We start from the raw sequence: 26,442 nt of genomic DNA, 5'->3' as shown, positions 1-26,442 counted from the left end.
TGAGAACCTAATAAGTTGTGGGCGATATAGCCCTTTTCCGGCGCCCCGGCAAGGCCGCAGTGGCTGCCCCGCAATATTTCTGCAACCCGCGGTAGCCCAATCCTGCGGACTAACCGTTCCTTCATCAACCCCATCTAGGGTGCCCCAGCCTTTCCGTATGGTGGTGTTGAGTATTTTTTGATGGCTGAGGCGAAATCGCTCATTCCCGGGCTGGAGAACATCGTCAGAGATGGCGATCCCAAGCGGCGCGGCGAAGCGGTGCGTAAGATTTCCGAGCTTTTCCTAAGGGGCGCATCCCGTTTTCAGCCGGCCCATGTCGATCTGTTCGACGGCGTTCTGACGAGTCTGGTTCCACAAACCGAGGTCGAAGCACGCACCGAGCTGGCCGAACGGCTGTCTGATCTCGTCAACGCACCGCCGCAACTGGTGGCCTTGCTCGTCCGCGATGACGAAATCCTGATCGCCGGGCCGCTGTTGCGCCGCTCACCTTTGATCGACGAACCGACACTGGTCGACATCGCCAAGGCCCAGGGCCAGTCGCATCTGCTGGCGATCTCCGATCGCTCGACGCTGACCCCGCGCATTACCGACGTGATCGTCCGCCGCGGCGACCGCGACGTGATCCGCCGGGTCGCCGGCAATGCCGGTGCCGCTTTCTCGCAACTTGGCTATACCGGCCTCATTCGCCGCGCCAGCGATGATGGCGCCCTCGCCGTCACGGTCGGGCAGCGCGACGATCTCGCGCCGGAACAACTCAAACACCTGTTGGCACAGTCGGTCGAGGTGGTTCGCCGTCGGCTGTTCGACGCCGCCGCCCCTCAACTGCGCAACGCGATCAACCGCGCGATGCAAGACATCACCGGTACGCCGACGCATCTGGCCGTCACCCGCGACTTCGCCACCGCGCAGCGTGCCATTCGCAAGCTCCACCAGGCCGACGAGCTGGACGAAGGCGCCTTGTTGCGCTTTGCCCGCGCCCATCAATATGAGGAAACCGCCGCCGCCCTCGCCGCTCTGTCGGGCGTGCGGATCGGGACCATCGACCAGCTCCTCAAGGGCGACCGCGACGATCCGATGCTGATCCTCGGCAAATCGATCGGGATTTCCTGGGCCACCGTCCGCGCCCTGATGACGCTGCGTCTCGGCCCCGGCCGTTCGCCTGCCGCCGCCGATGTCGAGGAAGCCCGGCAGAATTTCGAGCGCCTGGTTCCCGCCACGGCACAGCGCGTGCTGACCTTCTGGCAGACCCGCGAGACCGCCTCAGCGATCCCCCTGCCGCTCTGATCCGCTGGGGTTCTCCGGGGCGGCTGCCCGTCGCTCCCGTTTGCGCCACTCCGCCACAAAACTCACGAACGCCGCCAAAGCCGGCGGCGGCTGCCGACGGCTTGGATAATACAGGAACGGGCCCGGGAATGGCGGCAGCCAGTCCTCCAGCACGCTGACCAACCTCCCGGTCACGAGGTCGTCCCGCACATAGCCCTCAAACACCGCGTAAAAGCCAAGTCCGTCCCGGGCCGCTTCCAGCCCCAGCCGGGAATAGCTCGCCAGCAGCGGCCCCCGCGGCGGGATCCTGACCACCTGGCCGTCCTTTTCGAACTCCCATTCCGGGATAGAACCGTTGTCGAAACGCGTTCTGATGCAGCAATGCTGCAGCAATTGCTGCGGTGCAATAGGTCGCCCATGCTGCGCAATATATTGCGAGGAAGCCACCATCACGAAGCGTTGCGGCGGCCCCAGCGAGACTGCGATCATGTCCTGCGCCAGATCCTCGCCATAGCGAATGCCGGCGTCGAAACCCTTGGCGACGATGTCGATCAATGACGTCTCGGCAACGATCTCAAGCTCAACCTGCGGATATTGCTGCAAAAATGGCGTAACCATCGGCGCCACCACGATATCGATGGCTGGTGCTGGACCGTTGATCCTCAGTCGGCCAGACGGCACATCACCGAAATCGCGAACTTGCTGCAGCGCAGCATGGACATCACCCATGGCCGGAGCGATTTTGCGCTGCAGCAATTCTCCTGCCTCGGTAAGCGCAACACTACGCGTTGTGCGATGCAGCAAACGAACGCCAAGCCGCTCTTCCATGTCGCGCAAACGCTGGCTCAGGCTGGACACCGACACATGGGTCTCCACCGCCGCCCGCCGGAAATTCCGGGTCCGTGCCACTGCCAGAAAGGCCGCCAGATCGCGCAGATCGAGATCGCTCATTGTTCGACAGAGTGAACAAGCCTTTCGGGATTGTCCAGCTTATCGGATCAATGGAGCGGGCTCATATCGGGGCGGCAGCGGCGGAGGATCGGTCCGGCCGCCTTCTGGGAGAACCACCATGAACCACCTTCAACTCGGAAAGACTGGCCCCACAGTGGCCGCGCTCGGCCTCGGCTGCATGGGCATGTCGGATGTCTACGGCCCGGCCGACCGAGGCGAAAGCATCGCCACCATCCACGCCGCACTGGAGGCCGGCGTCACCCTGATCGACACCGGGGACTTCTACGCCATGGGCCACAATGAACTCCTGATCGCCGAAGCCTTGCGCGGCCGCAACCGCGACAACCTGCAGCTTTCGGTCAAATTCGGCGGTATGCGCGATCCCGCCGGTGCCTTCATGGGCTTCGACAACCGCCCGATAGCGATCAAGAATTTCGTGGCCTATTCGCTGGTGCGGCTCGGCGTCGAGATCATCGACATCTATCGCCCCGCGCGGCTCGACCCCAATGTGCCCATCGAGGACACCGTCGGCGCCATCGCCGACCTGATCAAGGCCGGCTATGTTAAACATATCGGCCTGTCCGAAGTCGGCTCCGAGACCATCCGCCGTGCCCACAAGGTGCATCCCATCACCGACCTGCAGATCGAATATTCGCTGATCTCGCGCGGTATCGAGGATGACATCCTGCCGACCTGCCGCGAGCTCGGCATCGGCATCACGGCCTACGGCGTGCTGTCGCGCGGCCTGATCGGTGGCCACTTCACCAAGAACGGCATGAACGCGAGGGACTATCGCAGCCACAGCCCACGCTTCAGCGCTGCGAATATCGATCGGAATCTGGCTCTGGTCGACAAAATCCGCGCTGTCGCCGACGACATCGGCGCTTCGGTCGCACAGGTCGCCATCGTCTGGGTCGCCGCACAGGGCCAGGATATCCTGCCCGTGGTCGGTGCCCGCCGACGGGATCGGCTCACTGAAGCGCTGGGATCGCTGGATGTGAAACTCACGCCCGCGCATCTTAGGGCGCTGGCGGAGGCGATCCCGGCCGATGCGGCAGCCGGCGGCCGTTATCCTGACGAGCATCTCGCGCATATGGACAGTGAAAAGAAACGGGCGTGAGACGACACAGGCCAATGGCATCCCTCCCCCCTTGCGGGGAGGGATTAAGAAAGCGCCTCACAAATATGCACTCAAATCCCTGATGCTCGGCGCATCCCCGTTCAGCGGATTCGCCGGATCGCGCCCGTAACGCAGCGTCTCGAAGCGCATGTTGCGGGCGTCGATCATCAGCAGACGCCCGACCAGCCCTTCACCAAAGCCCACGATCTCGCGGATCGCTTCCAGCGCCATCATCGAGCCAACCATACCGGCCAGCGCACCCATGACGCCGGCTTCCTGGCAGCTCGGCACCGTGCCCGGCGGCGGCGCTTCGGGAAACAGACAGCGATAGGTCGGATTCAATGCGCCCGACGCGTTGGCCTCGTGGGCACGGATCGTGGTCAGCGACGCATCGAAGGTGCCGAGCGCAGCGGAGATCAGAGGTTTCTTCGCGAGATAGCAAGCATCCGACAGCAGATAGCGCGTGGTGAAATTGTCGGAACCATCGAGCACGATGTCGTAGCCCGACAACAGCGCCATCGCATTGGCTGCATCGAGCCTGACGGCATGGCCGATAAATCTGACATGCGGATTGAGCGCATGGATCTTTGCTGCGGCGCTGTCGGTCTTCAATGCGCCGATATCCGGCGTTGCGTGAATGACCTGCCGCTGCAAATTCGACAGTGATACCGTGTCGTCGTCGACCACACCGAGCGTGCCGATGCCCGCGGCCGCTAGATACATCAGCGCCGGTGCGCCAAGCCCGCCGGCGCCGATCACCAGCACTTTCGCGCCCTGCAGCGCGGTCTGGCCGGGACCGCCGACCTCGCGGAGCACAATGTGACGCGCATAGCGCTCGAGTTCATCGGCATTCAGCATCGCAATAGTCGCTCCAAACTCCGACCCTCATGGTGAGGAGCGCGCTTCTTGCGCGCGTCTCGAACCATGAGATGAACAGCTCATCCTTCGAGACGGCGCTGAAGAAGCGCCTCCTCAGGATGAGGCCACAGATCAGGTCCCGCATTGTCGTGAACCCTCCCCGCGCTGTCACCGACCCACGAGATGTGCTTAATTCCACCGAAATCAATCACCAGCTTCAAGACCGGACATGTCATGAGATCGATGCTTTCAGCAACATTGATGATCGTGGCAGCCTCTGCGGCTCACGCACAGGTGCAGGCGACGCCTCCCGCGGTGCAGGGCATCAAGCCGAAGCCGGTCACCACCACACCGATCCGTCCGGCGCTGCAGACCCCTGCCGACACCGCCAATGCCATGGCGCAGGCCGAGCGGCTCGGCATTCAATCGGATCTGGCGTGGACCGGGCAGTATAACGGCGCCATTACCGGCGAGGTCTCGGATCGCATGGTCAATGCGATCAAGACGTTCCAGAAGGACAACGGCGCCAAACAAACAGGCGTCCTGAACCCGCAGGAGCGCGATCTGCTGCGCGCGGCAGCGAGGAAACTTCAGGACAATGTCGGCTGGAAAATGGTCACCGACATGGTGACCGGCGCACGGCTTGGCATTCCCGGCAAGCTGGTGCCGCAGCAGGCCTCCGACGCGAACGGCAGCAAATGGTCGTCCTCCACCGGCACGGTCCAGATCACGCTGGCGCGCCGCAAGGAGGACGCGCCCTCCACCGCGAAACTCGCCGAGGCCGAGCGCAAGGAGCCCGGTCGCAAGATCGACTATCAGGTCGTCAAGCCGGATTTCTTCGTGCTGTCCGGGTTGCAGAACCAGAAGAAGTTCTACATCCGCGGCCAGTTCAAGGACTCCGAGGTCCGCATCCTCTCGATCTTCTACGATCAGGCCACCGAAGGCACGATGGAGCCGGTGGTGATTGCGATGTCGTCGGCCTTCAACGCATTCCCCGCAGGGGCGCAGGCGATGGGTCCGCCGCCGCGCAAGAAGGTCGAATATGCCAGCGGCATCGTGGTGAGCGATGACGGCGCCATCGTCACCGATCGCCAGGCCGTCGATGGCTGCATGTCCATTGTCGTCGCTGGTTACGGCAATGCCGACAAAGTCGCCGAAGATAAAGTGCGCGATCTCGCATTGCTGCGCATCTATGGCGCGCGCGAGCTGAAGCCGCTGTCGCTCGGCGCAGGCGCAGCGAAGCCCAATCTTGAGCTCGTGGGGATTGCCGATCCGCAAAACCAGGGCGGCGGCGCAGCCGTCACCAGCGTGAAGGCGTCCACCACGCCGGTCGGCACCGGCAGCGAACTGGCCCTCTCACCCGCACCGGGGTTCGGTTTTTCCGGCGCAGCCGCCATCGACAGCGACGGCAAATTTGCGGGCCTCGCGCAGTTGAAGCCGCTGCTCGTAGCCGGCCCGCCGAATGCAGCGCCACAGGCGGCGCTGGTGCCCGCGGAACTCGTGCTGAATTTCGTGAAAGCGAATGGCGTGAACGCGAACGGCAGCTCGGCCGATGCCAAGGCTGCGATGGTGCGCGTGATCTGCGTGCGGAAGTAGCTGTCGGGCTCCGAAGCCCGCAGACGTTTGCTAGTCCACTTCCTCGTACATCGAATCCATCTGCGCCGCGAACGGCGTCGCGCGCGGCGGCGGCGCTGCAGGCGCGCGGATGATCCGGCGTTCGAGTTGTTCGCGGTTCTGCTGCTCGACGAATTTCACTGCGAATCCGCCCTGGAGATGGCGCACCACGCGGCCGACGCAGGCGCCGACGGCGAGCGGCGTGCCGACCTCCGGCTGCACGTCGGCCGAGATCGCGGCGCCGGACACGGACATGTCGATGACGAAGCAGTTCTTCATACTGCCGTCGGCGAACGTCAGCATGGAATGCGGGCTCGCGGGAATGAGGCGGGCCTGCTTGCGCTCCTCGCGCACCGTAGGGTCTTTCTGGAATTTCTCCAGCCAGGTCAGCTTGTCCGAGAGCTTCTGACGCATCGGCGGCGTCATGTTGAGTTCGAGCAAGAAGCTGCCGGAGATGGTGTCGCTGATGCGGCCTTCGAGCTGACCGAAGTCGCCGAAATAGGGCGTGATGCGATCGCCGATACGACCGACCACCGGCACATCAACAATCATCCGGAACGGCGAGACGCGGCTGGTCCGGCAGGCAAAGCTGCGCGGATTGCCTGCGGAATCCAGCCAGTTCGACAGCGTATATTGCCCGCTGACGACAACGTTGACGGCCCGCTGCTTGAGGAATTTTTCGACGGACACAGGTTCATCCTCTACGGTACATTTCCACCACCATAGAAAACCCAACCACGCCAGCATTTGCGCCCGCCTTGGTTATTGCGTTACTTATATACCCCTTCAAGTTGAGGAAATATTACCGGCAAAATCCCGGCGATTGGCGCTATGGAGGCCGGAGGCTTCTCTGCCTCAGCCGGGCACCCGCCCCTTGATGGCATTGGCGCGGGCACTGCAGGTGATACGGCCGGTTGCATCCTCCGAAAGTCCCGTCCGGACGCGCGATTTGAGCTGCGCAATCTCCTCCGGCGTCATCACCGTCAGAGCTGCCTTCACCGATGGCCCTGCGGACGAGGCCGACCAGAAGTCGTCGAAATCGGTGAAGGCACGGGTGACATCGATCACGCGGGTTTCGACGTCCACCAGGCCGGCGGAGGTCCACAGCGACTGCATCACGTCGAGGCGCGATGCGTCCACGCTCGGCGGAAGCGACGGCATCTGGCCCATCTTCAGCAATTCACCAAGGATCGGCTGCAGCGGGAAGCCGCCGCCATCCATATCCCACGCATAGGCGGCCACCGTGCCGCCGGGTGACACGACACGCACCATCTCCGCAACGCCCTTCGACGGCTCCGGCACGAAGAAGATCACCAGCGCCATCACGGCGACATCGAAGGACTTGTCGGAAAACGGCAGTGCCATTGCGTCGCCCAGATGAAACGCCGCCATCGCAGCACCCGGCCGCGTCCGCGCATAAGCAAGCTGCGGCTCCGAGGGATCGATACCGTCGATCACCGACGGCGCATGACGCTCGGCGATCAGCTGCGTGAAGGCGCCGTTGCCGCAGCCGACATCGACCCAGGCAAGACCCGGCTTTGGCGCCACCCAATCCAGAAAGACCTCGCCGGCGCTGCGGCTCCAGACGCCCATCATCCGCTCATAGGACGCGCCGTCATTGAAGCGGATGGAGGGAGACGATGCGTCGGTCATGGGGAGTCCTCAATACGGTGTTGGCAGCAGATCATGGCCGGAAATGCCGGGCGCGCAACCACGTTGCCTTCACGGTGGGATCGGCGTGATGCGCACGCATCGGCACAGTTGTTGCTTGGTTTATCGCAAGCAGAACAGTTCGCGACGTCCCGAGGCGTCACCCTGTTACAGAGGAGAGCGAGATGAAGGTCGGCGTATTCATTCCAATCGGGAACAATGGCTGGTTGCTCTCTGAAAATGCCCCGCAATACATGCCGACTTTCGACCTCAACAAGGAGGTGACGCTAAAGGCCGAACATTACGGACTCGATTTTGTGCTCTCGATGATCAAATTGCGTGGCTTCGGTGGGAAAACCGAATTCTGGGATCACAATCTGGAATCCTTCACCTTGATGGCCGGGTTGGCCGCAGTGACCAAGCGAATAAAACTGTTCGCCACGGCAGCGACGCTCGTGATGCCTCCCGCGATTGCCGCACGCATGGCTGTGACCATCGATTCGATTTCACATGGCCGCTTCGGCCTCAATCTCATCACCGGCTGGCAACGTCCCGAATATTCGCAGATGGGGCTTTGGCCGGGCGATGAATATTTCGCACGCCGTTACGAATATCTTTCGGAATATGTCGAGATCCTCCGCGACCTCTGGCAGACCGGCGCCTCGGATCGCAAAGGCGAATTCTTCCAGATGGAAGACTGCCGCGTTAGCCCGCGGCCGCAAGCCGATATGAAGATCATTTGCGCCGGCCAGAGCGGCGCCGGAATGGCCTTCTCCGCAAAATACGCCGACTACAATTTCTGCTTCGGCAAGGGCATCAACACCCCGACCGATTTCGCACCCGCCGCCGAACGGCTGGCCGAGGCTACGCATGACACCGGCCGGCACGTGACGACCTATGTGCTGTTCATGGTGATCGCGGCCGAGACCGATGAAGCCGCGTTCGCAAAGTGGGAGCACTACAAAGCCGGCGTGGATCACGAAGCGGTCGCCTGGCTGGGCGTACAGGGTGCCGTCGACACCAAGTCAGGCAAGGACACCAACATCCGCCAGATGGCGGACCCCACATCAGCGGTCAATATCAATATGGGGACCTTCGTCGGCTCTTTCGCCAATGTCGCCCGCATGCTCGACGAGGTCGCCACCGTGCCGGGCACCGAGGGCGTGTTGCTCACCTTCGACGATTTCGTCCAAGGCGTTGAGGACTTCGGACAACACATTCAACCCTTGATGACATCGCGTAAGGGAGTTGCAGAAGCTGCAGCCGCCGCATTGAAAGACATGTGAGGATCGATACTCAACAACGACGTGCCGGCAAGGCCGCCCGACGCGGTGTCACCTCTGACACTTCGGGCACCAGAAGGTCGACCGCCCGTTCTGCACGAAACGTTTCACGATCCCCGAACACCCATCGGTCTGGCACGGCTCGCCTTCGCGGTCATAGACCTGAAACGAGTGCTGGAAGTAACCGAGCTCGCCATCGGTCTGCCGGTGATCGCGCAGCGACGAGCCGCCGGCCTTGATGGCCTGGTTCAGCACCTCGTGGATTGCCGTGACCAGTCGTCTGGAATGATCGGTCGGCTCGCCCTTCTTGGTCGCCAGTGTCGCGGCCAGCCGCCGCGGCGACAAATGCGAGCGAAACAGCGCTTCGCAGACATAGATGTTGCCGAGGCCCGCGACGACGCGCTGATCGAGCAGCGCGGCCTTGAGGCTGGTCTTCTTGCCTGCGGTGGCGCCGGCCAGCATCGCCGCATCGAAGGCATTGCCCAGCGGCTCGGGGCCGATGTCCTTCAGGAACGGCTCGTTATCGATCTCGCTGCGCGCAAAGATCTTCATGAAGCCGAAACGGCGGGGATCGTTGTAGATCACTGACGGGCCCGACGACATATGGAAGACGACGTGATCGTGCGCCCGCTCGTCGCTGCGCGGATGATGGAAGGCACCTGGCATCACATTTTCTTCATCACCTGCGACAGCAGCGGGCGCATCGGACACCACCCGGAACGAACCGGACATGCCCAGATGCATCAGCAGCACATCGCCGGAATCGAGGTCCGCCAGCAGATATTTGGCGCGGCGGCCAAGGCTGGTGATTACCCGGCCCTGCAACCTGCCGGCAAAATCCGGCTGAAACGGAAAACGCAGGTCTTTTCGCCTGAGATCCAGACGGGTGATCTTCGACCCCTCCATGGCCGGCTGCAGGCCCCGGCGGACGGTCTCGACTTCGGGTAATTCAGGCATGATTCACGTCATTCACCTTGAGAGGCTGACGTGATAGCCCCATTGCCGCAGGCGCGCTATGGTCCGCCGCGATGAGGCTTTTGAGATGAAAACGATGGATCAGCCGGGCGAAACCACCCATTTCGGCTTCAGGGACGTCCCCGTAGGCGACAAGCAGACGCTGGTGAACGATGTGTTCCACAGCGTGGCCCGGCGCTACGACCTGATGAACGATCTGATGTCCGGCGGCATGCATCGCGTCTGGAAGGACGTGATGATCAACGCGCTCAACCCGCCGCGCTCGGACGCGCCTTTCGCCCTGCTGGACGTTGCCGGCGGCACCGGCGACATTTCCTTCCGCGCTGCCAAGGCGTCGGGCCTCGGCTTCTCGGCGACGGTCTGCGACATCAACACCGGCATGCTCGATGTCGGCCGCGAGCGCGCCATTACCCACCATCTCGAACATCAGGTCTCCTTCGTCGAGGGCAATGCAGAAGAGTTGCCATTCGCCGACAAGAGCTATGACGCCTATACGATCGCCTTCGGCATCCGTAACGTGCCGCGTATCGACCGTGCGCTCAGTGAGGCCTATCGCGTGCTGAAGCCGGGCAGCCGTTTTCTCTGCCTCGAATTCTCGACCGTGGATGTGCCTGGCCTCGACAAGATCTATGACCTGTTTTCGTTCAAGGTCATCCCGCCGCTCGGCAAGGCCGTCACCGGCGATTCCGAATCCTATCAGTATCTCGTCGAATCGATCCGCAAGTTTCCGAAGCCGCCAATTTTCGCCGACATGATCCGCGAGGCCGGCTTCTCCCGCGTGAAGTACGAACTCCTCTCGGGCGGCATCGTCGCGCTGCATTCGGGCTGGCGTTTGTGATCTCGGCACTCAATCATATGGCGCGGCTGGCCCGCGCCGGCTTCGTGTTTGCGCGCGAAGGCGTGTTCGGCGTGGTCGATCCCTCGCTGGTGCCGCCGCCGGGACAGCTCGCTCTGCGCATGGCGCGGCTCATTGAGCGGCCCGGCGCGAAATCGGGCGCGCGGCTGTCGCGCGCGCTGACCCGGCTGGGACCTGCCTATCTCAAGCTCGGCCAGTTTCTCGCGACACGACCCGACGTGGTCGGCGTCGCCATGGCGCGCGATCTCGAAAGCCTGCAGGACCGGCTGCCGCCGTTCTCCCTGACCGAAGCCGAAGGTGTCGTCGCCGCTTCGCTGGAACGCCCTGTGGCGCAGCTCTATGCGAGCTTCAGTCCGCCGGTCGCCGCGGCTTCGATCGCGCAGGTACATCGCGCCGAAATCGACAAGGACGGTGTCCGCAAGGCCTACGCCGTGAAAGTGCTGCGCCCGAATGTCGCCGCGCAATTCCGCCGCGACCTCGGCGATTTCGCTTACGTCGCCCACAAGGCAGAAGAGCATTTTTCCGAAGCGCGCCGCCTTCGCCTGATCGAGATCATCACCACCATGTCGCGCTCGGTGGCGATGGAGATGGATCTTCGGCTCGAAGCCGCAGCACTCTCCGAGATGGCGGAGAACACCCGCAACGATTCGGATTTCCGCGTGCCGGAAGTGGACTGGGATCGTACCTCGCACAATGTGCTGACGATGGAGTGGATCGACGGTATTGCACTGAACGATCACAAGGGCCTGGAAGAATCCAACGTCGATCTGCCGGACCTTGGCCGCAAGGTGATCCAGAGCTTCCTGCGCCACGCGTTGCGTGACGGCTTCTTCCATGCCGATATGCATCCGGGCAATCTGTTTCTCGATCCTGACGGCCGCCTCGTCGCCGTCGACTTCGGCATCATGGGCCGACTCGGTCTGAAGGAGCGCCGCTTCCTTGCGGAGATTCTGCTGGGCTTCATCACCCGCAACTATCGCCGCGTCGCCGAAGTCCACTTCGAGGCTGGCTATGTGCCCGGCCACCATTCGGTCGAAAATTTTGCGCAGGCGATCCGCGCCATCGGCGAGCCGATTCACAATCGCACGGCCGAAGAAATCTCGATGGCCAAGCTACTGACGCTGCTGCTTGAGGTCACCGGTCTCTTTGATATGCGCACGCGGCCAGAATTGATTTTGCTGCAGAAGACCATGGTCGTGGTCGAAGGTGTCGCGCGAAGCTTCGATCCCAAGCTCGACATCTGGAAGGTCGCCGATCCCGTTGTCCGCGAATGGATCGAGCGCAATCTCGGCCCATTGGGCAAGATTCAGGGTGCGCTCGCCGGCGCCGGCGAACTCGGCAAGGTCGCCGGCAGTCTGCCGGCCCTGGCAACACGGGCGCTGACGGTGCTCGAGCAGTTGGAGACCATGACGCGGGACGGCGTCAGGCTCGACGACGCGACCATCGCCGCCATCGCGCGGGCGCGGGCCAAGCAGCTCCGCTGGCGCACCGTGGGCGTCTGGGTGATCGCCTTGTCGTTCCTCGGGCTGCTGCTGTCGATCCGCTAGAATGATTGCAATGCTGGCACTTTGTGCTAGCGTTGCTGTCAAAATAGCGCGAGACGCCTCATGGCCAGCCTGACGATCCGCAAGCTCGACGACGCCATTCGCGACGAATTACGACTGCGTGCTGCCCGCAACGGACGGTCGGTCGAGGACGAGGTGCGGGTCATTTTGCGTGAGGCGTCGCAAGACGGCCTCAAGGCTGACGCAAGATTTCCGCAAGACGCGCCAAACCCGGAAAACCCATCCAAGCCATTGAAATACATCGGTGATCAGCTTCGCGTCACGCTGATCATCGGCGGCGGAATCGCGGCCTATAAAGCGCTCGATCTGATCCGCCGCTTGAAGGAACGCGGCATCCATGTCCGCGTGGTGCTGACCCGGGCCGCGCAGCAATTCGTCACGCCGCTGGCCGCTAGCGCCCTGTCCAACGAGCGCGCCTATACCGACCTGTTCGATCCGCAGAGCGAATTCGATGCCGGGCATATCCGTCTTGCGCGCGAATGCGATCTGATCGTGGTTGCGCCGGCAACCGCCGACCTGATGGCGAAAATGGCCAATGGCCTTGCCGATGATCTGGCCTCTGCGATTCTCCTGGCCGCCGACAAACCGATCCTGATCGCGCCGGCGATGAATCCGCTGATGTGGAATAACGCCGCGACGCGCCGCAATGTCGCGCAATTGCAGCGTGACGGCGTGAGGATGATCGGGCCGAATGCCGGCGAGATGGCCGAACGCAATGAAGCCGGTGTCGGTCGCATGGCCGAGCCGACCGAGATTGCGATTGCGGCTCACACCTTCCTGCGGCCGCCGCGCGCGCAACCGCTGGCGGGCAAGCGCGTGCTGATCACTGCGGGCCCGACGCATGAGCCGATCGATCCGGTGCGCTACATCGCCAATCGCTCGTCCGGCAAGCAGGGCTATGCGATCGCCGCGGCGGCACGGGACGCGGGCGCCGAGGTCATTCTCGTCTCGGGCCCGGTCGATCTCGACGAGGTGCCGGGCGTGACGATGACGCAAGTCGAAGCCGCGCGCGACATGCTCGCTGCAGTTCAGGCCGCGCTGCCGGTCGACATCGCGATCTTCGCGGCGGCCGTGGCCGACTGGCGCGTCGTCAACGAGGGCGCCCAGAAGCTCAAGAAGACCGCCGGCGCTGCGATGGCACCGCTGCAGCTCACCGAAAATCCCGATATTCTCGCGACGATCTCGAAACTCCCCGAGCATCGTCCTCCCCTGGTGATCGGATTTGCCGCCGAGACCGAGCACCTGATCGACAACGCCAAAGCCAAGATCGCACGCAAGGGCTGCGACTGGATCGTCGCCAATGACGTCTCGCCCGCGACCGGCATCATGGGCGGCGACGACAATACCGTGCATCTGCTAACGCGCAGCACGGACAGCGCGGATATCGCCGTTGATTCGTGGGCGCCGATGAGCAAGGAACAGGTCGCGACGACCCTGGTCGCGCGAATCGCCGACACCGTGACGCAATCCACGAAAGACCAATCATGAGCGCTGCCATCCCCGTTCAGGTCGACGTCCAGCAGCTCCCGCATGGCGCTGGCCTCGCGCTACCGGCCTATCAGACCGCGCATGCTGCCGGCCTTGATCTGCTCGCCGCGGTTCCCGAAGACCAACCGATGATTCTCGCCCGCGGCAAATATGCGCTGGTGCCGACCGCGCTGACCATCGCGCTGCCGCCGGGCTATGAGGCGCAGGTACGCCCGCGCTCGGGCCTTGCTGCCAAGCACGGCATCACCGTGCTGAATTCGCCGGGCACCATCGACGCCGACTACCGCGGCGAGATCGGCGTGCTGCTGATCAATCACGGCCCCGCGGATTTCACGATCAAACGCGGCGAGCGTATCGCCCAGATGGTAATCGCGCCGGTCACGCATGCGGAACTCGTGGTGGTCGCGGCGCTCAGCGAAACCGAACGCGGCATCGGCGGCTTCGGATCCACCGGCCGCTAGCGCGTATTTCGTCACATCGCGCAGCATTTGAATCAAAGGCGCCTGCATTTTTTAACCGGGGACTCTGCGTTCACGGTCTGGACTCTTACCCGGCGACTCCCGAAGCGGATATTGTCGAACGATTCGCGATCGGTGAGGGGCTGGTCGGGAAGACGTGCGGTTTGGGGCAAATGATGTCAGGCGTGATCGCGGCGATGCGTCGGACCTTGCTGTCATGCACTTCTATGGTGCGCGACGGGCTTGTCGGCATCAGTGCGTCTGCACTTCTGGCCACCTCCTCGGCGTCGGCCGCCGACGAACCCTTCATTACCCAGACGCTCGCCAATCTGCTCGATCTCGATCGCCAGGAAATCGCCGCGCTGACGACAGCAACAGCGGTGCTCGGCTTCTCAGTCGTTTCCGCCATCCTGTTGATGCACAATCGTATTCGCTCGGCCAAGACCGAGGCGAAGCTGCGCGCGGAGCTGCATACGCTGCAGGTCGAGTCCGACCGCTTTCGCGCCTTGCTGTTCACCGAGCCGCAGGTGCTGATCGCCTGGGCTGCGGGCGAAACCCGTCCCGATATCTCCGGCGACACCGCATTGATGATGTCGCAGGACCCGCAGCAGCATCAGCCGCAGCGCATTCTTGCGTTCGGAACATGGCTGCCGCCGGAACCCGCGCTGCGGATGGATCACGCCGTCGACGCACTGCTCGATGCCGGTGAAGGTTTCCTGCTCAATCTGACGACCTCGAGCGGCCGCGCCATCGAGGCGATGGGCCGCGCCATCGGCGGCCAGGCCATTGTCCGGATTCGCGAATTGAGCGGTTTGCGCCGCGAGCTTGCCGAAGTCTCGCTGCGTCACAAGGAACTTGCAGAAGAATCCGAAATTCTCCGCGGCTTCGCCAATGCCGCGCCATGGCCGATCTGGGCCAAGCAGGCCGATGGCCGATTGAGCTTCGTCAATGCAGCCTATGCGCGTGCGACTGAAGCGACTGATACGGGCGATGCGGTCGGTCGCAATCTGGAACTGCTGGACAGCGACGACCGCAGCAGTCTGGCGCGCGCGCTGAACGACAACCAGCCATTTGCCGCGCGCGTGCCGATCGTGATCTCGGGCGAACGGCGCATCTTCGACGTCCACGCCGCCAAGGTCGCCAGCGGCAGCGCCGGCATGGCGATCGACGCCAGCGAAGCTGCCGCGCTATCAGCCGCCTTGGTGCGGATGGCAGAGGCGCATCGCCGCACGCTCGACCAGCTGTCGTCGGGCGTCGCCGTATTCGACGGCCAGCGCAGCCTTGCCTTCTACAACGACTCCTATCGCCGGCTGTGGGATCTCGACCGCACCTTCCTCGACGGCAATCCCGACGATTCCAGTGTGCTCGACCGTCTCCGTGCTGCGCGAAAACTGCCGGAGCAGCCCGACTTCCGCGCCTGGAAGGCCAAGCTGCACGAAGCCTATCGTGCCGTCGAAGCCCATAAGGATGTCTGGTATCTGCCGGATGGCCGCGCGCTCTCGATCGTCACCACGCCGAATCCCGAAGGCGGCGTCACCTATCTGTTCGACGATGTGACCGAGAGCCTCGAACTGGCGCGGCGCTTCGATGGCCTGATCCGCGTTCAGCGCGAGACGCTCGACAATCTGGCCGAAGCCGTCGCCGTGTTTGGCAGCAACGGCCGCGCGCAACTGTTCAATCCGGCTTTCGCCAAGATGTGGAAGCTGTCGGACGAAGCGCTGGAACAGCGCCCGCATATCGAAATGGTCGAGACCTGGTGCCGGCCATTGTTCGACGACACCCCGACATGGCAGGCGATCCGCAGCGCCATTACCGGCATCGACAATCGCAAGTCTGTTCCGCTTAAGCTCGAGCGCAAGGACGGCAGCGTGCTGGCCTGCATGACCATGCCGCTGCCTGATGGCGCGACCATGCTCACCTTCCAGGACATTTCGGACGCCGAGAATGTCGAGCGCGCGCTGCGCGAGCGCAACGAGGCGCTCGAGACCGCCGACCAGATGAAGGTCGACTTCGTCCACCACGTCTCCTACGAGCTGCGCTCGCCGCTCACCACGATCATCGGCTTCGCGCATCTGCTCAGCGATCCCGTGACCGGCCCGCTGATGCCGAAACAGGCCGAATATCTCGATTACATCACCACCTCGACCGGCGCGCTACTAGCGATCATCAATAACATCCTGGATCTCGCCACCATCGATGCCGGCGCGATGACGCTGAATCTCGGCCCGATCGATATTCGCAAGACCATCTCGGCGGCGGCCGAAGGCATTCAGGATCGCCTGGTGCGCGACCGCATCGCACTGCAGATCGACGTCGACCCCGCCATCGGCAGCTTTACCGGCGACGAAAGCCGCGTTGTGCAGGTGCTGTACAATTTGCTCGCCAATGCCGTCGGCTTCTCGCCGCATGATGCCGCAATCACGCTGACCGCGCGACGATCCGAACACACCATCACCTTCACCGTCACCGATCGCGGCCCCGGTATTCCGCCCGAGGTGAAGGACAAGGTGTTCGACTGGTTCGAAAGCCACGCCAATGGCTCGCGTCATCGCGGCGCCGGACTCGGCCTGTCGCTGGTGCGCTCCTTCGTCGAGCTGCATGGCGGCAAGGTCCGCGTCGATTCCGCGGTCGGCAAGGGCACCACCGTCAGCTGCGACTTCCCCATCGACCAGACCGCGCATCGCAACGCCGCCGAATGACCGATCCCATCATAAACGAGCCCTGCATATTTTCGCTGGCGCTCGCAAATGAGACGGCCACTGCGCAATTGATGGCCGACCTCGCCCTGCTGATCGGCCCCGGCGATGTCATCACCCTCTCGGGCGATCTCGGCGCCGGCAAGACGGCCGCGGCACGCGCGATGATCCGCTATCTCGCCAGCGATTCTGAACTCGAAGTGCCGAGCCCGACCTTCACGCTGGCGCAGAATTATGACCTGCCGTCGTTTCCTCTCATCCATGCCGATCTCTATCGTATCAACGACGCGAGCGAACTCGAGGAGATCGGCCTATCGCCGTTGCCGGACGACGTAGTCGCGCTGATCGAATGGCCGGAGCGCGCCGATGGTACGCTGCCGCCGGATCGTATCGATATTGCGCTCAGCCATCGTCCGGCACTGGGCTCCGTGGCGCGTGCCGCGGAGATCACCGGTCACGGCAAGGCCGCATCGATCGTTCTGCGCCTGAAAGCACTGCGTGAATTTCTCGAAGAGGCGCGCTATCTCGATGCTATCAGACAGCGCATGGCCGGCGATGCGTCGACGCGCTCCTATGCGCGGCTAATCCGCGGTGATGACGTCTTCATCCTGATGAATGCGCCGAAGCGGCCGGATGGTGCGCCGGTCTATGACGGCAAGTCCTACAGCGCAGCGGTGCATCTGGCGGAGGACGTCAGACCGTTCGTCGCCATTGCGAACGGACTACGCGCGCAGGGGATCTCCGCGCCGGCGATTCATCACGCCGATCTCGATGCGGGTTTCCTGATCACCGAAGATTTCGGCACGGTGCCGGTGACCGAAGGCGAGCCACCTGCGCCGATCGCCGAGCGCTATCAGGCCGCAACCGATATGCTCGCAATGCTGCACGGCAAGACGCTGCCGGAGACGCTGCCGCTGTTGCCGCATGTCGATTACGCCATTCCCGTCTTCGACACGGATGCATTGCTGGTCGAGATCGGCCTGATGCCGGAATGGTATCTGCCGGACCGCGACGCGCCGCTCGCAGATGACGCACGCACTGAATTTGTCACGATGTGGCGCGCGCTGCTGGCGAAACCCGCTGCGGCGCCAAAGACCTGGGTACTGCGCGACTTCCATTCGCCGAATATCATCTGGCTCGACGATCGCGAGGGCATCAACAAGGTCGGTGTAATCGATTTCCAGGACACGGTGCTCGGCCCCGCCGCCTATGATCTCGTCTCGCTGCTGCAGGACGCGCGTATCGACGTGCCCGAGCATCTGGAGCTGACCATGCTGACGCGCTACATCAAGGCGCGGCGCGCGACCGATCCCGCTTTCGATGCCGCGGCTTTTGCCGAGCTCTATGCAATCATGTCGGCACAGCGAAACACGCGACTGCTTGGTACATTTGCGCGGCTCAACCGCCGCGACGGCAAGCCGCATTATCTCAAGCACCAGCCACGGATCTGGACCTATCTCAACCGCTCGCTGGCGCATCCGACGCTGGCGCCGTTCCAGCAGTGGTATGCGGCGCATGTACCACCGCCGCGGGCCTAGAGCCTTTCGTATTGGCGCGTTTTCTTGACGCGAACCGGCATCCACTTCGCGCGAAAACGCTCTAACACTTCCTTAACCACTTATTAGTCGCACACGCTCTATCCTGCGCTTGAGTCCTGCACATGCGGGACTTGGCGTACTGGACAAGGGACGTGTCATGACGGAGCGGCGTGCCGGAGATCGGGTCGTTTTCGAGCGCGGCTTTCCTGCGCACATGATGGGCATCGACGGCACCTGGCGTCGCTCCTGCATCATGGAAGATATTTCCGAGACCGGCGCCAAACTCACCGTCGATGGTTCTGTCGAAGGATTGAACCTGAAAGAATTCTTCCTTCTGCTCTCATCAACCGGACTTGCCTATCGCCGCTGCGAACTCGGCTGGGTCAATGGCGACCAGATTGGTGTGAATTTTCTCAAACCCAACGACAAAAAGAAAAAGACGAAACGTTCCGAGACGCAGGAGGCAGAAACGTGACTGTGCAGGCGGGTGTAATTGTCGCATCCGCGTCATCTCGGCCCATTATGGCTCGATAGGTTCATGCATGCGACACGCCGCCGTGCTACCATCATTTCAGCTCAAAAATTCAAGAACGATTCCATCAAGGCCCATCATTCTACCAAGGCCAATGTCGCTATGTCCGTAAAACCCACCAAAGCAATGGTTCTCGCCGCCGGTCTCGGCCTGCGCATGCGACCGCTCACCGACAACTTGCCGAAGCCGCTGGTCCCTGTCGCAGGACAGCCGCTGCTGGATCACGTGCTCGACAAGCTCGCCGCTGCTGGCGTGACCGAAGCCGTCGTCAATGTGCACTACCTGCCCGACCAGATCATCGATCATGTCGCGACGCGCACCAAACCGAAGATCACCATTTCCGATGAGCGCGATCAGGTGCTCGGCACTGGCGGTGCCGTGGTGAAGGCGCTGCCGCTGCTCGGCTCCGAGCCGTTCTATCATCTCAATGCCGACACGATGTGGATCGACGGCGTGCAGCCGAATCTCGCGCGTCTTGCGGAGGCCTTCGATCCCGCACGTATGGACATCCTGCTGCTGATGGCGCCGACCGCCAACAGCATCGGCTATGCCGGTTGCGGCGACTACGCGATGCTCACCGATGGTGCGCTGCGTCGCCGCAAGGAGAATCAGGTGGTGCCGTTCGTCTATGCCGGTGTCGCGATCCTGTCACCGGCGCTGTTCAAGGATGCGCCATCCGGTGAATTTTCGCTGACCAAACTGTTCGATAAGGCCAACGAGCAGGAGCGCCTGTTCGGACTGCGCATGGAAGGCGTCTGGATGCATGTCGGCACGCCCGACGCCGTGCGCGCCGCGGAAGACGCGTTCCTCGCCAGCGTCGCCTGAGTTTCCTGCGACTCCCGTCGCCTTTCCAGCCATGCCATGATGCACCCTGATCACGAATCAGGGTGTTCATGCGCGTCTTCAACATTCCATCCTCTGCGCCGTTCCTGCGCACGCTGATCACCGCGCTTGTCGACGGTGATCTCGTCGAAGGATTTTCCGCGCGCGGCGCGCCGGAGAAACTGGCTGAAGTGACCCTGTATCTGCCGACACGCCGCGCCGGCCGCATGGCGCAGGAGATATTCCTCGACGTGCTCGGGACCGACGCCGTGCTGCTGCCGCGTATCGTTCCGCTCGGCGATGTCGACGAGGAAGAACTGGCCTTCGCGCAGGCAGCATCGCCTGAGGCGCTCGAAAGGCTCGATGCACCTCCCGCGCTCGACGGATTGCAGCGCCGGCTTCTGCTGGCGCAACTGATTGCCGCATGGGCGAAGCAACTTGCACCGGGCGATCCCACGCAGACACCGCTCGTGGTCGGTGGCCCCGCCTCCACGCTCGCTCTGGCCGACGATCTGGCGCGGCTGATGGACGACATGGCGACGCGCAAGGTCGACTGGAGCGCGCTGGACGGGCTGGTGCCCGACGCGCTCGATCAGTATTGGCAACTCACGCTGCAGTTTCTGAGCATCGCCAGGAACGTATGGCCAGGCATCCTCGCCGCACACAATGCGATTGAGCCTGCGGTGCGCCGCGATCTGCTGATCGATGCTGAAGCTTCGCGCCTGAAGGCCCACAAGGGCGGCCCCATCATCGCCGCCGGCTCGACCGGCTCGATGCCGACCACCGCGAAGTTCCTGCGCGAGGTCGCGCAGCTGCCGCAGGGTGCTGTCGTCCTCCCCGGCCTCGATACTGATCTCGACGACACCGCGTGGAATATGATCGGCGGCACGAAGGATGCGTTCGGTCGCACAGAGTCGTCCGCATCGAACCATCCGCAATTCGCGCTGCATGCGCTGCTGGAGCGCTTCGGCATCACGCGCCGCGATGTGACGACGCTCGGCACGCCGTCGCCGCAGGGCCGCGAATTGCTGGCCTCGGAGGCGATGCGGCCATCCAATGCCACGGCGCAGTGGCATACGCGTCTCGCTCAGCCGGCCGTCGAACAGAAAATTGCGGCCGGCATGCAGAACCTTGCTGTGATCGCCGCCGCGAATCCGGAAATGGAAGCACTGGCCATCGCGATCGCCATGCGCGAAGCCTACGAACTCAAGAAATCCGCCGCACTGGTGACACCCGACCGCGCACTGGCGCGCCGGGTGATGGCCGCGCTGGGCCGCTGGAATCTGATCTTCGACGATTCCGGCGGCGATGCGCTGACCGAGACCTCGGCGGGCATCTTCGCGCGCCTCATCGCCGAGGCCGCAGCGGAGCAGCTCGAACCGGCGACATTGCTGGCGCTGCTGAAACATCCGCTGTTTCGTCTGGGGGCGCCGCCGAACGCCTGGAAAGACGCAATCGAGACGCTTGAGCTGGCGCTGCTACGCGGTACGCGGCCGACACCGGGCACGGCGGGACTGGCGCAGGACTTCACGCGCTTCCGCGACGAGCTCGGCAAGCTGCGCCGCCGCGAAACGTCGATGCTGCATGGCGCGGAGCCGCGCGCAAAACTCGACGACGACCGTCTTGACCGCGCGGAAGAACTGATCGCCGGATTGCGCACCGCGCTGGCGCCGCTGGAAGGCATCCACCCCATCAGGCCGATCGATTTCGCTGAAGTTGCCTTGCGGCATCGTGAGGCGATCAAGCTGCTGTCGCACGACGACAGGGGCAACGATGTCGCGCTTGTGGGGCGCGAAGGAACAGCGCTGACCAAGGCGTTCGACGATCTCGTCGTCATGGAGACTGTCGCAATCGAGAGCGGCGACGAGGAGCGGCTGCGCCCCAGCGGGCTGATGATGCAGCTCCGGGATTATCCCGATGTGTTTCAGACCGCCTTCGCTGACCGCATCGTGCGCCGGCCCGAAGTCGCCAATGCCAGCTTGCGCATCTATGGCCAGCTCGAAGCGCGGCTGACGCAATCGGACCGCGTGATCCTTGGCGGTCTTGTCGAAGGCATCTGGCCGCCGTCGCCGCGCATCGATCCCTGGCTGAGCCGCCCGATGCGGCATCAGCTCGGGCTCGATCTTCCGGAACGCCGTATCGGCCTCACCGCGCATGACTTCGTGCAATTGCTCGGCACCGAGGACGTCATCCTGAGCCACGCCGCGAAAGTTGGCGGCGCGCCGGCCGTCGCGTCGCGCTTTCTGCACCGGCTCGAAGCTGTTGCCGGCGAGACCCGCTGGGACGCGGCGCTGGCCGCCGGCGAGCACTATGTTCGCTATGCCGAAGAGCTCGATAAACCCGAGACCGTCACGCCGATTGCCCAGCCGGAGCCGCGGCCGCCGCGGGACGCGCGACCGCTCAGGCTGTCGGTCACCGCCATTGAGGACTGGCTGCGCGATCCCTATACGATCTATGCCCAATATATTCTGGGCCTGGCGCCGCTCGATCCCGTCGACATGCCGCTCTCCGCCGCCGACCGGGGATCGGCGATCCATGCGTCGCTCGGCGACTTCACCATGGAATACAGCAAGGCGCTGCCTGACGATCCCGCCGCCGCGCTACGCCGGATCGGACAAGCACATTTTGCGCCCCTGATGACGCGGCCGGAAGCGCGCGCGCTGTGGTGGCCGCGATTTCTGCGCATCGCATCCTGGTTTTCCGCCTGGGAGATCGACCGCCGCATCAATGTCGCCAGCATCGACGCGGAAGTGCGCGGCGAGATCAAGATCCCGCTCGATCACGACCGCGTCTTCCATCTCTCGGCGCGTGCCGACCGTATCGAACATCGCAGCGACCGCACTTTCGCCCTGCTCGACTACAAGACCGGCCAGCCGCCGACCGGCAAGCAGGTCCGCATGGGCCTGTCACCGCAGCTCACGCTGGAAGCCGCGATCCTGCGCGAGGGTGGATTTGCCGGCATTGCCGCGGGATCGTCGGTCAGCGAACTGGTCTATGTCCGCCTCAGCGGCAACAACCCGCCCGGCGAAGAGCGGCTGCTGGAACTGAAGATCGAGCGCAAGGACGAGCCGCAACTGCCCGACGATGCCGCGATCGAAGCGCGCGCCAAGCTGGAAGCGCTGATCCGCAGCTTCGAGGACGAAGCCACCGCCTATACATCGCTAAGCCTGTCCATGTGGTCGAACCGCTATGGCAGCTATGACGATCTGGCGCGAATCAAGGAATGGTCCGCCAATGGCGGCACTGGCGGCGGAGGCGAGTCATGAGCGGCCCGCGCAACATCCCGCCCGCCGCGAGCGCCAAGCAGCAGCTCGCATCGGATCCCGCCTCGTCGGTATTCGTCTCAGCGAATGCCGGTTCCGGCAAGACCTATGTGCTGGTCAACCGCGTGATCCGGCTGCTGCTCAACGACGTCCCGCCGGAGAAAATTCTCTGCGTGACCTTCACCAAGGCCGCGGCGGCCAACATGGCGGAGCGGGTGTTTACGCGACTTGGCCATTGGGTCACGCTTGACGACGCCGCGCTCGATGCTGAGATCAGAAATGCCGGCGCCGTTCCCAGCCGTAAAGTGCGCGAGCGCGCTCGCGAGCTATTCGCCAGTGCGCTGGAGACGCCTGGCGGCCTGAAAGTCCAGACAATCCACGCGCTGTGCACGCGGCTACTGCAGCAATTTCCGTTCGAGGCCAATGTGCCGGCGCGGTTCAGCGTGCTCGACGACCGCGACCAGAACGAGATGATGGAGCGCGCCAGCCTGCAGGTGCTGTTGCATGCGGCGGCGGCACCTGACAGCGCCGAGGGCCGCGCGCTGACGACCGCGATGACCTCGGCCGCCGACGTGACCTTCCGCGACGTGGTGCGCGAGGCGAGTCTGTCCCGCGATCAATTCCTGGCATGGATCGAGCGCGCCGGCTCGACCGACGCCGCGATGGCGCAACTCTCAGCGACGCTGGGCGTGACAGCCGGCGATACCAGAGAGAGCGTCGAGCTGGAGATTATCGACGGGCCGCATCTGCCCCGCGAACGCTGGATCCCCGCCGCCGAAATCTTCGAGACCGGCAGCAAGACCGACAACGATCAGGCAGCGCGGCTGCGTGAGGCTTTGGCGTTGTCGGGCACCGAACAGGTCGAGAAATACCTCGAACTGTTCCTGACCAAGGACCAGAGCTTACGCAAATCGCTGGCGACCAAGAAGATCGCCGACGGCCGGCCGGATCTGCTGGCGGCCCTGCAGCGCGAGGGCGATCGTGTGATCCCGCTGCTGGAGCGCCGCCGCGCCGTCGCGATGCGCGAACGCACCCAGTCGCTGCTGGTGATCGCCAGTCAGGTCGCGGAGAATTATCGCCGCGAGAAGAACGAGCGCGGCCTCCTGGACTACGACGACCTGATCGCGCGCACGCTGGAGATGCTGGATCGGGTGTCGTCGAGCTGGGTGCATTTCAAGCTCGACCGCGGCGTCGATCATGTGCTGATCGACGAGGCGCAGGATACGAGCCCGCGGCAATGGGACATCATCACCCACCTGATCTCGGAATTCACCTCCGGCGAAGGCGCGCGCGACGGCCTCAAGCGCACGATCTTCGCGGTGGGCGACGAGAAGCAGTCGATCTTTTCGTTCCAGGGGGCCGCACCGCGCGAATTCGACCTGCGGCGCAAGGCGCTGCAGAGCCGGTTCAAGGATGCCGGGATGAAGTTCGATCCCATCGCGTTCAGCCATTCGTTCCGGTCGGGCTCGGCCATTCTGCAATCGGTCGATCATGTGTTTCGTGAGGAAGCGATCTTTCGCAGCATCCATGCTGTCGAGAACGGCTATCCGATCCATGAAACGCTGGAGGATGCCGGCCCGAGCCTGATCGACCTCTGGGAGCTGGAGCAGCCGGACGACCGGCCGAGTATCGAAGGCTGGCAGGCGCCATTCGACAAGCGCTCGGAGACCAGCCCGGAGGTGAAGCTCGCGCGCCGAGTCCAGACCGAAATCAAGGACCTGATTGCGGCGAAAACCGAGACAGGACCGATCGGCAAGCGTCGTGCACTGCGCTATGGCGACATCCTGGTGCTGGTGCGCCGCCGCGGCAAGGCGTTCGACGCCATCATCCAGGCGCTGAAACATGCCGGCATTCCCGTCGCCGGCGCCGACCGGCTCAAGCTCACCGAACATATCGCCATCATCGACTTGATGAATCTGGCCGACGCGCTGCTGCTGCCGCAGGACGATCTGGCATTGGCGACCGCGTTGAAGAGCCCACTATTCGGCCTCGATGACGATGACCTGTTCAAGCTGGCCTATGAGCGCACAGGATCGCTGCGCGACGCACTCGGCGAAAAGGCGGCGAGCGATCCCAAGCTCAGCGGCGCTTTCAAGCGGCTCATCGCTTGCGAGAAGCGCTTTGCCAGCGAGACGCCTTTTGCGTTCTATGCCTGGCTGCTCGGCGGTGATCACGGCCGCGCGCGCATCCTGCGTCGGCTCGGCCATGAGGCCAATGACGCGCTCGACGAATTTCTCGAACTCGCGCTGGGCTATGAGCGCAAGGCACCGGCCTCGCTGCAGGGCTTCGTCGCCTGGCTGCGCGCCGCCGACACGGAAGTGAAGCGCGACATGGAGATCACCCGCGACGAAGTCCGCGTGATGACCGTGCATGGCGCCAAAGGCCTGGAAGCGCCGGTCGTATTCCTGGTCGATACCACATCGTCGCCGGCGGATTCGCAGCGACTCAATTTGATCCATCTCCCGCAGGGCAACGCCGCACCGAACAGCCCGGGCGTCGTGGTCTGGGCCGGCAAGAAGGCGGACGATCCGCCAGCAGTCGCGGCGGCGCGCGCCGACATGATCCGCGATACCGAGGACGAATATCGCCGGCTGCTTTATGTGGCGATGACGCGCGCGGCCGATCGCCTGATCGTTGGCGGCTGCATGCCCGGCAACCGCAACGAGGTGCGGCCGCTGTCCTGGTACGACCTGATCCAGAAGGGCCTGGAGAATTCCGGGCTGCAGATGCAGAGCGTGCCGCCGCCGGACGGCGTGGTGAAACGCTATACGCGCGTGGAAGACGTGACACCGGCGCCTGGCGCGATGGCGCCTGTCGCAGCAGGTGCGCCCATCGTGCTGCCATCCTGGATGCGCGACAAGGTCGGCGACCAGCCGCGCCGCGAAAGCCTGTTGCGCCCATCAGATGTCGACGACGATGACGACGGCCGCGGACAGCGCTCGGGCGAAGCCGAACGGCTGCGCCAACTGGCCTTGCAGCGCGGCAACCTCGTGCATCGCCTGTTACAATCGCTGCCCGACATCACCGCCGAGAAGCGTCGCGAGACCGCCCTGAATTTCCTCGCCCGCAACGCCCATGACTGGACCGATCTCGACCGGGTGGCGCTGGCCACGCAGGTGCTGTCGCTGATCGGCGATCCGCGCCTCGCGGAACTGTTTGCCCCCGGCAGTCGCGCCGAGGTGGCGGTGGCCGGACGACTGACGCGAAAGGACGGATCGCCTGTGCTCGTCTCGGGCCAGATCGACCGGCTGGTCCTGACCAAAACCGAGATCCGGATCGTCGATTACAAGACCAACCACAACCCGCCGCGCAGACTGATCGAGGCGCCCAAGGCCTATATCCGGCAGTTGGCGCTGTATCGCGGCGTGCTCGCCAAGTTATACCCAGACCGACCGATCCGGGCTGCCCTGCTCTGGACGGAAACGCTTGAAATGATGGAGATTTCCGGTGCTGCGCTGGACGCGGAGCTGGCCGCCATCATCTCACTGTGACCAACCTTGACCCGGCAAG

Annotated in this window: 19 protein-coding genes; 14 read left to right on the top strand and 5 right to left on the bottom strand. The window is 63.6% G+C overall.

The features are described from left to right. Nucleotides 1–180: 180 nt before the first annotated feature. Nucleotides 181–1,284, top strand: a complete 1,104-nt coding sequence (locus tag CHC01_RS22100) for a DUF2336 domain-containing protein (protein WP_089266433.1) — start codon at nucleotides 181–183, stop codon at nucleotides 1,282–1,284. Here the strand turns inward: CHC01_RS22100 and CHC01_RS22095 are convergent. Then, complete coding sequence (locus CHC01_RS22095; protein ID WP_089266431.1) at nucleotides 1,261–2,214, bottom strand: LysR family transcriptional regulator; 954 nt, start codon at nucleotides 2,212–2,214, stop codon at nucleotides 1,261–1,263. The two genes, CHC01_RS22100 and CHC01_RS22095, sit on opposite strands and share 24 nt — an antisense overlap. 118 nt (nucleotides 2,215–2,332) lie before the next feature. Here CHC01_RS22095 and CHC01_RS22090 point away from each other — a divergent pair, with 118 nt between their 5' ends. Next, on the top strand, nucleotides 2,333–3,334 hold the full coding sequence (locus tag CHC01_RS22090; RefSeq protein WP_089266429.1) for an aldo/keto reductase: 1,002 nt from the start codon (nucleotides 2,333–2,335) through the stop codon (nucleotides 3,332–3,334). 57 nt (nucleotides 3,335–3,391) lie between these two features. Here CHC01_RS22090 and CHC01_RS22085 read toward each other — a convergent pair whose 3' ends face one another. Then, the gene (locus CHC01_RS22085; RefSeq protein ID WP_089266428.1) at nucleotides 3,392–4,192 is read right to left on the bottom strand and encodes a HesA/MoeB/ThiF family protein; all 801 of its coding nucleotides are present in this window, start codon (nucleotides 4,190–4,192) and stop codon (nucleotides 3,392–3,394) included. A 234-nt stretch (nucleotides 4,193–4,426) separates the two neighbouring features. Between CHC01_RS22085 and CHC01_RS22080 the strand changes: the two genes are divergently transcribed. Beyond that, entirely contained in the window at nucleotides 4,427–5,788 is a 1,362-nt protein-coding gene (locus CHC01_RS22080; RefSeq protein WP_089266427.1) for a serine protease, read from the top strand. A gap of 30 nt (nucleotides 5,789–5,818) precedes the next feature. On the opposite strand, the gene CHC01_RS22075 is transcribed toward CHC01_RS22080, so the two are convergent. After that, on the bottom strand, nucleotides 5,819–6,496 hold the full coding sequence (locus tag CHC01_RS22075) for a PilZ domain-containing protein (protein WP_089266426.1): 678 nt from the start codon (nucleotides 6,494–6,496) through the stop codon (nucleotides 5,819–5,821). Nucleotides 6,497–6,661: 165 nt separating this feature from the next. Then, nucleotides 6,662–7,459, bottom strand: coding sequence for a class I SAM-dependent methyltransferase (locus tag CHC01_RS22070; protein WP_089266425.1), 798 nt, complete (start codon nucleotides 7,457–7,459; stop codon nucleotides 6,662–6,664). Nucleotides 7,460–7,641: 182 nt separating this feature from the next. Between CHC01_RS22070 and rutA the strand changes: the two genes are divergently transcribed. After that, nucleotides 7,642–8,742, top strand: coding sequence for a pyrimidine utilization protein A (gene rutA / locus CHC01_RS22065; RefSeq protein WP_089266423.1), 1,101 nt, complete (start codon nucleotides 7,642–7,644; stop codon nucleotides 8,740–8,742). A 48-nt stretch (nucleotides 8,743–8,790) separates the two neighbouring features. On the opposite strand, the gene mutM is transcribed toward rutA, so the two are convergent. Then, entirely contained in the window at nucleotides 8,791–9,696 is a 906-nt protein-coding gene (gene mutM, locus CHC01_RS22060; protein ID WP_089266421.1) for a bifunctional DNA-formamidopyrimidine glycosylase/DNA-(apurinic or apyrimidinic site) lyase, read from the bottom strand. 94 nt (nucleotides 9,697–9,790) lie between these two features. Between mutM and ubiE the strand changes: the two genes are divergently transcribed. From ubiE to addA, 10 genes are all read left to right on the top strand, one after another. Then, nucleotides 9,791–10,552 (top strand): bifunctional demethylmenaquinone methyltransferase/2-methoxy-6-polyprenyl-1,4-benzoquinol methylase UbiE, encoded by a 762-nt coding sequence (gene ubiE / locus CHC01_RS22055; protein ID WP_089266889.1) that lies wholly within the window; start codon nucleotides 9,791–9,793, stop codon nucleotides 10,550–10,552. After that, nucleotides 10,549–12,117: a 2-polyprenylphenol 6-hydroxylase gene (gene ubiB / locus CHC01_RS22050; protein WP_089266419.1), complete on the top strand. Its 1,569-nt coding sequence runs from the start codon at nucleotides 10,549–10,551 to the stop codon at nucleotides 12,115–12,117. The genes ubiE and ubiB overlap by 4 nt, the downstream gene beginning before the upstream one ends. A gap of 60 nt (nucleotides 12,118–12,177) precedes the next feature. Further along, the gene (gene coaBC, locus CHC01_RS22045) at nucleotides 12,178–13,623 is read left to right on the top strand and encodes a bifunctional phosphopantothenoylcysteine decarboxylase/phosphopantothenate--cysteine ligase CoaBC (protein WP_089266417.1); all 1,446 of its coding nucleotides are present in this window, start codon (nucleotides 12,178–12,180) and stop codon (nucleotides 13,621–13,623) included. Beyond that, a complete protein-coding gene (gene dut / locus CHC01_RS22040) occupies nucleotides 13,620–14,084 on the top strand; it encodes a dUTP diphosphatase (protein ID WP_089266415.1) in 465 nt (154 codons plus the stop codon). Before coaBC ends, dut begins: the two co-directional genes overlap by 4 nt. Nucleotides 14,085–14,257: 173 nt before the next feature. Next, on the top strand, nucleotides 14,258–16,780 hold the full coding sequence (locus CHC01_RS22035) for a sensor histidine kinase (protein WP_089266888.1): 2,523 nt from the start codon (nucleotides 14,258–14,260) through the stop codon (nucleotides 16,778–16,780). Next, nucleotides 16,777–18,315 (top strand): tRNA (adenosine(37)-N6)-threonylcarbamoyltransferase complex ATPase subunit type 1 TsaE, encoded by a 1,539-nt coding sequence (gene tsaE / locus CHC01_RS22030; protein WP_176454680.1) that lies wholly within the window; start codon nucleotides 16,777–16,779, stop codon nucleotides 18,313–18,315. The genes CHC01_RS22035 and tsaE overlap by 4 nt, the downstream gene beginning before the upstream one ends. A gap of 157 nt (nucleotides 18,316–18,472) precedes the next feature. Further along, complete coding sequence (locus tag CHC01_RS22025) at nucleotides 18,473–18,790, top strand: PilZ domain-containing protein (RefSeq protein WP_068734110.1); 318 nt, start codon at nucleotides 18,473–18,475, stop codon at nucleotides 18,788–18,790. A gap of 159 nt (nucleotides 18,791–18,949) precedes the next feature. Next, nucleotides 18,950–19,672, top strand: coding sequence for a nucleotidyltransferase family protein (locus CHC01_RS22020; RefSeq protein ID WP_089266886.1), 723 nt, complete (start codon nucleotides 18,950–18,952; stop codon nucleotides 19,670–19,672). A 68-nt stretch (nucleotides 19,673–19,740) separates the two neighbouring features. Beyond that, nucleotides 19,741–22,935, top strand: a complete 3,195-nt coding sequence (gene addB, locus CHC01_RS22015; RefSeq protein ID WP_089266414.1) for a double-strand break repair protein AddB — start codon at nucleotides 19,741–19,743, stop codon at nucleotides 22,933–22,935. Further along, nucleotides 22,932–26,423: a double-strand break repair helicase AddA gene (gene addA, locus CHC01_RS22010; RefSeq protein ID WP_141137149.1), complete on the top strand. Its 3,492-nt coding sequence runs from the start codon at nucleotides 22,932–22,934 to the stop codon at nucleotides 26,421–26,423. Before addB ends, addA begins: the two co-directional genes overlap by 4 nt. Nucleotides 26,424–26,442 lie beyond the last annotated feature (19 nt).

The organism is Tardiphaga sp. OK246 (genome assembly GCF_900188215.1).
Taxonomy (GTDB): Bacteria; Pseudomonadota; Alphaproteobacteria; order Rhizobiales; family Xanthobacteraceae; genus Tardiphaga; species Tardiphaga robiniae.
Note: the sequence above shows the minus strand (reverse complement) of the source record. Positions and strands in the feature narration are given on the sequence as shown.

Bases quoted from the DNA above. Each gene is read 5' to 3' on its own strand.
- CHC01_RS22100 (WP_089266433.1), top strand. From the start codon at position 181: ATGGCTGAGGCGAAATCGCTCATTCCCGGGCTGGAGAACATCGTCAGA.
- CHC01_RS22095 (WP_089266431.1), bottom strand. From the start codon at position 2,214: ATGAGCGATCTCGATCTGCGCGATCTGGCGGCCTTTCTGGCAGTGGCA.
- CHC01_RS22090 (WP_089266429.1), top strand. From the start codon at position 2,333: ATGAACCACCTTCAACTCGGAAAGACTGGCCCCACAGTGGCCGCGCTC.
- CHC01_RS22085 (WP_089266428.1), bottom strand. From the start codon at position 4,192: ATGCTGAATGCCGATGAACTCGAGCGCTATGCGCGTCACATTGTGCTC.
- CHC01_RS22080 (WP_089266427.1), top strand. From the start codon at position 4,427: ATGAGATCGATGCTTTCAGCAACATTGATGATCGTGGCAGCCTCTGCG.
- CHC01_RS22070 (WP_089266425.1), bottom strand. From the start codon at position 7,459: ATGACCGACGCATCGTCTCCCTCCATCCGCTTCAATGACGGCGCGTCC.
- rutA (WP_089266423.1), top strand. From the start codon at position 7,642: ATGAAGGTCGGCGTATTCATTCCAATCGGGAACAATGGCTGGTTGCTC.
- mutM (WP_089266421.1), bottom strand. From the start codon at position 9,696: ATGCCTGAATTACCCGAAGTCGAGACCGTCCGCCGGGGCCTGCAGCCG.
- ubiE (WP_089266889.1), top strand. From the start codon at position 9,791: ATGGATCAGCCGGGCGAAACCACCCATTTCGGCTTCAGGGACGTCCCC.
- coaBC (WP_089266417.1), top strand. From the start codon at position 12,178: ATGGCCAGCCTGACGATCCGCAAGCTCGACGACGCCATTCGCGACGAA.
- dut (WP_089266415.1), top strand. From the start codon at position 13,620: ATGAGCGCTGCCATCCCCGTTCAGGTCGACGTCCAGCAGCTCCCGCAT.
- CHC01_RS22035 (WP_089266888.1), top strand. From the start codon at position 14,258: ATGTCAGGCGTGATCGCGGCGATGCGTCGGACCTTGCTGTCATGCACT.
- tsaE (WP_176454680.1), top strand. From the start codon at position 16,777: ATGACCGATCCCATCATAAACGAGCCCTGCATATTTTCGCTGGCGCTC.
- CHC01_RS22025 (WP_068734110.1), top strand. From the start codon at position 18,473: ATGACGGAGCGGCGTGCCGGAGATCGGGTCGTTTTCGAGCGCGGCTTT.
- CHC01_RS22020 (WP_089266886.1), top strand. From the start codon at position 18,950: ATGTCCGTAAAACCCACCAAAGCAATGGTTCTCGCCGCCGGTCTCGGC.
- addB (WP_089266414.1), top strand. From the start codon at position 19,741: ATGCGCGTCTTCAACATTCCATCCTCTGCGCCGTTCCTGCGCACGCTG.
- addA (WP_141137149.1), top strand. From the start codon at position 22,932: ATGAGCGGCCCGCGCAACATCCCGCCCGCCGCGAGCGCCAAGCAGCAG.